We start from the raw sequence: 5,054 nt of genomic DNA on the forward strand, positions 1-5,054 counted from the left end.
GGTCGCCGTTCGCGGACGACCCGGCCGAGGTCGGCACGGCGGCGTGTCCCTCCGGGGCGTCACCGGGTGTGCCGTCGTCGGGCGTGGCCCCGCCGTGAACGCCGGTGGCGCCGTGGGCCGCCAGCACCTTCCGCCGCTTGCGCGGGTGGATGTTGGCACGGGTGATGTCGCCGTCGTAGTGCGCCAGCACCCGCGGGTCCATCACCCGGCGCCAGAGCGCGGGCACGATCGCCAGCACGATCATCCCGGCGTAGCCGGTGGGCAGGTTCGGCGACTCCTCGAAGTCCCGCAGCGTCTGGTACCGCCGGGTGGGGTTGGCGTGGTGGTCGCTGTGCCGCTGCAGGTGATACAGCAGCACGTTGGTGGCGATGTTGTTCGAGTTCCAGCTGTGGCTCGGGTTGACCCGCTCGTAGCGTCGCCGCCCCTCCTTGCCGACGCGCTGCCGGAGCATCCCGTAGTGCTCCATGTAGTTGACGACCTCCAGCAGCGAGAACCCGACCACGGCCTGCAGCAACAGGTACGGCACGATGCCGACGCCCAGCCAGGCGATCATCGCGCCCCACAGCACGGCCGACATCAGCCAGGCGTTGAGCACGTCGTTGCTCAGCCGCCACGGGTGCCGGTCGCGCCGGGCGAAGCGGCGCTTCTCCAGCCGCCAGGCATTCTTCAGCGACCCGAACACCGTGCGCGGCCAGAAGGCGTAGAAGCTCTCCCCCACCCGGGAGCTGGCCGGGTCCTCGGGGGTGGCCACCCGCACGTGGTGGCCCCGGTTGTGCTCGATGTAGAAGTGGCCGTAGAAGCTCTGCGCCAGCGCGATCTTGGACAGCCACCGCTCGTGGCTCTCCTTCTTGTGGCCGAGTTCGTGCGCGGTGTTGATCCCGATGCCACCGACCGAGCCGATGGTGGCCGCCAGCCCGATCTTCTCGACGACGCCGAGATCGCCGGTGCCGATCAGCCAGAACGCCACGACGAACCCGGCGTACTGGATCGGCAGGTACAGGTAGGTGATCCAGCGGTAGTACCGGTCGTTCTCGAGCCGTTCGAGCACCTCGTCCGGCGGGTTGGTCCGGTCCAGCCCGGCGATCAGGTCGAGGACGGGCACGACCACGAGGATCACGATCGGCCCGATCCAGAGCCAGACGCCCCAGCCGGTGGCCTCACGCAGCCCGATCGCGAGGAACACCAGGGACGGCACCACCAGCCCGAGCAACCACAGGTAGCGCTTGCCGTCCTTCCACTGCTCGGTCGATCCCCGCGGGACCGTCCCGGTGTCGTCACTGACACCCATATGGTCTCGACCTCCTCCGTCGGGTTTACAAAACCGTAGAGCTTGTCGAGACCCTTTGACAAGAAGCTAGATCTTGTAAATCGGTGTTGTGGCGCTCTGGTCCAGTTCCCGGGTCACCGGCAGAATGACGCGAATCCCGGAGGTGAGCGGATGGAACCGAACGGCGGTACTCGCGACGACGTGCGTCGCGCACTGCTGGGCACGCCCCTCCCGCTCGCCGAGGCGCAGCCGCGGCTCCCCCGGGCTCCGGGCCTGTACGCCTGGTGGGCGTCCCCGGACGTGCTGCCGGACTTCCCGGGCACGGCCCATCCGGACACACCGGAGCTCCGGCTGCTCTACCTCGGCATCACCACCCGCACGCTCCGCTCGCGGGTCACGGCGGAACACCTCCGGCAGAGCCGCCGGTCCACGCTGCGGCGCACCCTCGCCGCTCTGCTGATGGCCGACGAGGGCTACCGGACCCGCCGGGAGCACGGACACGTGGTGCTCACCGGGGACGACGAGGACCGGCTCACCACCTGGATGCGGGCGCGCCTACGACTCACCTGGGCCGGACACCATGACCCGCGCCCGGTGGAGACCGCGCTGCTCGCCGAGCTCGCCCCGCCGCTGAACCTGGCCGGGACGACCCCCACCACGATCCGCTCCCGGCTCACCGCCGCCCGGGCGGCCTACCGGGCGAGCGCCGACGGGACCGGCCACGACTGAGAGGCCCGTACGCACCCGCACGATCTCGACGACCCCGGGTGCCGGTTGCCACCATGCTCCCGCTCGCAGGCACAGCACGTCGCTTCACTCCGGAGGCCGTTCCGGAATGCTCTCGGCATCGTCCCCGAACGGTGCGTATTCCACCCGCACACCCGGTCCGACCTCGCGCTTCAACCACCGCGCCAGTTCCCGACCGTCGGCGACCCACTTCGCCCTCTCCCCCGGATCGCGCATCCCGATCTCTTGCGGGCTCTCGTCGTCGTAGGTGCGTTGCATCCGCTGATACCACGCTTCGGCAGCGACCAAAAGCGCGTCACTGAGCGGCACGATGTCGGTGATGTCGTGCGCGGAGTAGTCGTCGCGCCCGCCGTCGGGAGCCGAAACCCAGAATGGCCCGGCCCCCCAATCGAACTCCAACGTGACCGTCAGTTCGCCGCTCGGCTCCGTCATGGCAGCGGTCTCAACTTCCTCGTCAGGGAGATCGGGTTCGCACCGACGATGTAACCGTTGGTGGAGACCGAGATCGCTATCCGTCGCGCCCGGCCCCGGTAGGTGACATCGTAGGCTATCCGGTCCCTACTGGACATGCCTACGGCTTCCCCGGACATGAGGGCTTCGAAGATCACCTCCACGATCTCGTCCTGTGGGATCCCTTTTCCCGCGAAGTCCGCGACCCGTTTCGGCTTCATCAGGTGCCGCAGGCCGCTCTCCTCATTCCCCTCCTCCAGCCACACCACCCGGCCGTCACGGGCGCGGGCGATCCGTACCACCCGCTCCGGGGTGATCTTGTGCCCGTTCCGCCGGACTTCAGCGATGAGCTCCGTATCCGGCGTGGGTGGCGACCGCTTCGAGGGTGACTCGGCCGTCGACTGCCGTCCGGCCGGAAGCCCCGAAGGAGCAGGGGTGACGCCCAGGTTCGCCAGGTATGTCCGGAGCAGTATCTCCACCCAGTCACACGTCTGTTGCACGGAGCCGGGGGCCGCGGTCAAGGCTCAGTGGCTGTGCGACCCGAATGAGCAGTTTCCGCAGGCGTTTCTTTTCGCCGTCGCCCGTCCTGACAGCCGGTGGTCACGAGGTACAGCGGCGCGGGTTCGACTACTGCCCGGTTATCGAACCGGGGGCTACGGGGTCGCGTGACGATGTGCTGCTCTGCAGAATCCCGGCACGGTCTTGGCCAGCTGGGCCAGAAACGAGTGCAGCGTTTCTGGAGGGCGTTTTCGTGCCGCGACGAGGTCGCGTAGGCACTGCAGAGTTGGTTCCGGATACAGATCGAGCTGATCCAGGAGAAACTCGTCCGGGCTGGTCACCTCGATGTCGTAGGGTTCCACGGCCTCGGCTGGAAAATCCTTGATGTTGGCGGTGACGATGAGGGCTGCCCCGCCGCGAACGGCGGCGGCCAATACATGGCGGTCTTTGGGGTCATTCGTCATGGACGGGATGAGGGACTCGTAGTCGGTGACCCGGGCGTCGCGGAACTGCATGCGCATCATGTCGACTCGTCGTCGAGCCTTGTCAGCGGTCATTGTGCTGCTGGCCTGCACGAGATTGCGCTCGACCTCGTCCAGTACCTGGTCCGACCACAACGGCCGGTAAGTGTGCGCTTCGGCCAGCCGCAGCAGCACATCGGTCAGATTGATCGGGACGAGACAGCAGGAGTCCAGGTACGCGGGAAACGACACGATCACCGAGTCTCGATGAACTCGTCGATACTGTCAGCCGTCCCGTCCTCGGCGGCTGTGTGGGACAGCTCGTCCAGCGCGGCTCGACGCTCGCGTCGGGAGCGGTCCTGGTAGTCGAGCACATCGGCGAGGCGCACACGGCGGTGCCGACCACGCTGCTCGTAAGCGATCTCGCCGTCGCGGAGGAGCCGGGTGAGCGTCGGCCGCGAGATATTGAGCATGTCCGCGGCTTCCTGAGTGGTCAACTGGGTGTTGTGCGGCGCCACGCTGATGGCCAGACCCTGCGACATGGCTGCGGCCACGTCACGCAGCACGGCATACACCTGCTCAGGTAGATCCATCTTTGTGCCGTCCGGACCGATCAGCTTGGCGCGCCCGTCACCCTGGGACTCGGATCCGGCCAGGGCGGAAGCGAACTGCTTCATACCGTCCTCACCCGGGTGTTCGGGCGGGAGCACGGTATGCGGTTCCAACGCAGCGGTCATGATGCTCTCCCAACGCTCGAAGCGACACCCATAATACCCGAAACAAGCGAACATGGCGAAAAAATCGAAAGCGACGAGTACGCCCGAGGCCGCCTCCGCGACACCCACCCAGGACACTGGCGCCCCGTCGACACCCTCGGTGCCGCGGGCGGGTATTGACCGGCCGCCGGCGTCGACGCCGGTCACCTCGGCGCCCCGGTCGCGCAGTGCCGCGAACAGCGGGCCCGAGCCCACACCGGTCGAATGACCACGTCTGCGGCCCGGCCGTTCACCGGCTCGGCCGTCCTACGATGAGCGTCGCCGACCTCTCCCACCGCTCCAGAGACGAGGACCCCGCCGGATGACCCAGGAGATCGACTTCGCCGGTGCCCGCGGCTACGCCATCCCGATGCGTGCCCGGTTCCGGGGCATCACCGTGCGCGAGGGGATGCTGCTCGAAGGCCCCGCCGGGTGGGGCGAGTTCTGCCCGTTCACCGACTACGACGACGCCGGCTCCGCCGCGTGGCTGGCGACCGCGGTCGAACAGTGCACCGTCGGCTGGCCCGAACCCGTGCGCGAGGCCGTCCCGGTCAACTGCACCGTGCCCGCCGTCGGCCCGGAGCGCGCCCACGGGATCGTCGCGGACTCCGGGTGCCGCACCGCCAAGGTGAAGGTCGCCGACCACCCGGACTCGCTGGCCGAGGACCTCGCCCGGGTCGAGGCGGTCCGCGACGCGCTCGGGCCGGGCGGCGCGGTCCGGGTGGACGCCAACGCGGTCTGGGACGTCGACACCGCCGTGTCCCACATCCGCCAGATCGACAAGGCCGCGGGCGGCCTGGAGTACGTGGAGCAGCCCTGCCGCACCATCGGGGAACTGGCCGCCGTCCGGCGCCGGGTCGACGTGCGGATCGCCGC

General features: G+C 68.7%; 7 protein-coding genes. 2 read left to right on the plus strand and 5 right to left on the minus strand.

Going from position 1 to position 5,054, the window contains the following annotated elements; all coding sequences use genetic code 11:
- Nucleotides 1–1,288: alkane 1-monooxygenase (locus ACTIR_RS21645; protein WP_065388536.1), on the minus strand; the 1,288-nt coding region annotated here is incomplete at its 3' end.
- Nucleotides 1,289–1,438: 150 nt separating this feature from the next.
- Here ACTIR_RS21645 and ACTIR_RS0104215 point away from each other — a divergent pair.
- Nucleotides 1,439–1,996, plus strand: a complete 558-nt coding sequence (locus tag ACTIR_RS0104215; protein WP_026453332.1) for a GIY-YIG nuclease family protein — start codon at nt 1,439–1,441, stop codon at nt 1,994–1,996.
- 84 nt (nt 1,997–2,080) lie between these two features.
- On the opposite strand, the gene ACTIR_RS0104220 is transcribed toward ACTIR_RS0104215, so the two are convergent.
- From ACTIR_RS0104220 to ACTIR_RS0104235, 4 genes are all read right to left on the minus strand, one after another.
- A complete protein-coding gene (locus tag ACTIR_RS0104220) occupies nt 2,081–2,446 on the minus strand; it encodes a hypothetical protein (protein WP_026453333.1) in 366 nt (121 codons plus the stop codon).
- Nucleotides 2,443–2,943 (minus strand): hypothetical protein, encoded by a 501-nt coding sequence (locus ACTIR_RS21650; RefSeq protein WP_233345818.1) that lies wholly within the window; start codon nt 2,941–2,943, stop codon nt 2,443–2,445. Before ACTIR_RS21650 ends, ACTIR_RS0104220 begins: the two co-directional genes overlap by 4 nt.
- A gap of 174 nt (nt 2,944–3,117) precedes the next feature.
- On the minus strand, nt 3,118–3,681 hold the full coding sequence (locus tag ACTIR_RS0104230; RefSeq protein ID WP_084789308.1) for a PIN domain-containing protein: 564 nt from the start codon (nt 3,679–3,681) through the stop codon (nt 3,118–3,120).
- Nucleotides 3,678–4,394, minus strand: a complete 717-nt coding sequence (locus ACTIR_RS0104235; RefSeq protein ID WP_233345819.1) for a helix-turn-helix domain-containing protein — start codon at nt 4,392–4,394, stop codon at nt 3,678–3,680. Before ACTIR_RS0104235 ends, ACTIR_RS0104230 begins: the two co-directional genes overlap by 4 nt.
- Before the next feature lie 106 nt (nt 4,395–4,500).
- Between ACTIR_RS0104235 and ACTIR_RS0104240 the strand changes: the two genes are divergently transcribed.
- Nucleotides 4,501–5,054, plus strand: a 554-nt coding sequence (locus tag ACTIR_RS0104240) for an enolase C-terminal domain-like protein (RefSeq protein ID WP_026453336.1), incomplete at its 3' end; no start/stop codon positions are given.

It is taken from the genome of Saccharomonospora iraqiensis subsp. iraqiensis, assembly GCF_000430445.1.
Classification (GTDB): Bacteria; Actinomycetota; Actinomycetes; order Mycobacteriales; family Pseudonocardiaceae; genus Saccharomonospora; species Saccharomonospora iraqiensis.

Coding starts and splice junctions, on each gene's coding strand:
- ACTIR_RS0104215 (WP_026453332.1), top strand. CDS start 1,439: ATGGAACCGAACGGCGGTACTCGCGACGACGTGCGTCGCGCACTGCTG.
- ACTIR_RS0104220 (WP_026453333.1), bottom strand. CDS start 2,446: ATGACGGAGCCGAGCGGCGAACTGACGGTCACGTTGGAGTTCGATTGG.